Raw genomic sequence first — 885 nt, 5'->3', positions numbered from 1 at the left:
TGGCCAGGCAGGTCTACGCCGTCCCGACGGTAGAGAAGCTCTACAACCTCTACGGGCCCTCCGAGGACACCACCTACTCCACCGCCTCACTCGTCGGCCGTGACGAGGTGCCCCTCATCGGCAGGCCTCTGCCCGCCACGCGCGCCTACGTGCTCGACGCCTCGTTGCAGCCGGTACCTGTGGGCGTCGCTGGTGAGCTGTACCTCGCCGGTGAAGGCCAGGCGCGTGGCTACCTGCTGCGTCCGGAACTCACCGCGGAGCGCTTCGTGCCGGAGCCCTACGGCCCTCCGGGTGGCCGCATGTACCGCACGGGCGACCGCGTCCGTTACCGCGTGGACGGGAGGCTGGAGTACCTCGGTCGCATCGACTTCCAGGTGAAGGTGCGTGGCTTCCGCATCGAGCTGGGCGAAATCGAAGCGGCGCTCCGCCGCGCTCCAGGCCTCAAGGACGCCGTCGTCGTCGCCAAGGGCGAAGCCGCAGACAAGCGGCTGGTCGCCTACGTCGCGCCCAGGGCGGATGCCTCGCTGGAAGTGGAAGCCCTCAAGACGCAGCTACGTCAGGGGCTCCCTGAGTACATGGTGCCCTCCACCTTCGTGGTGCTGGACGCACTGCCCCTCAACTCCAACGGCAAGGTGGACCGCAAGGCCCTGCCGGAGCCGGATGCGCCGCAGTCAGGCAGCACCTACGAGGCACCTCGCACGCAAGTCGAAGCAAAGCTGGCGTCCATCTGGGCGGAGGTCCTCCGCCTGCCCCAGGTAAGCGTGAAGGACTCCTTCTTCGAGCTGGGTGGCCACTCCCTGCTGGCCACCCAGGTAGTGTCCCGCGTGCGCGCCGAGTTCAGCGTGGAACTGCCCCTGCGCGCCCTCTTCGAAGCCCCCACCGTGG

1 protein-coding gene is annotated in these 885 nt (G+C 68.6%); it reads left to right on the top strand.

Going from position 1 to position 885, the window contains the following annotated elements; all coding sequences use genetic code 11:
* Positions 1-885, top strand: an 885-nt coding sequence (locus ACLEQD_RS44425) for a phosphopantetheine-binding protein (protein WP_410391934.1), incomplete at both ends; no start/stop codon positions are given.

The organism is Corallococcus sp. 4LFB (assembly GCF_046520365.1).
Taxonomy (GTDB): Bacteria; Myxococcota; Myxococcia; order Myxococcales; family Myxococcaceae; genus Corallococcus; species Corallococcus caeni.
Note: the sequence above shows the minus strand (reverse complement) of the source record. Positions and strands in the feature narration are given on the sequence as shown.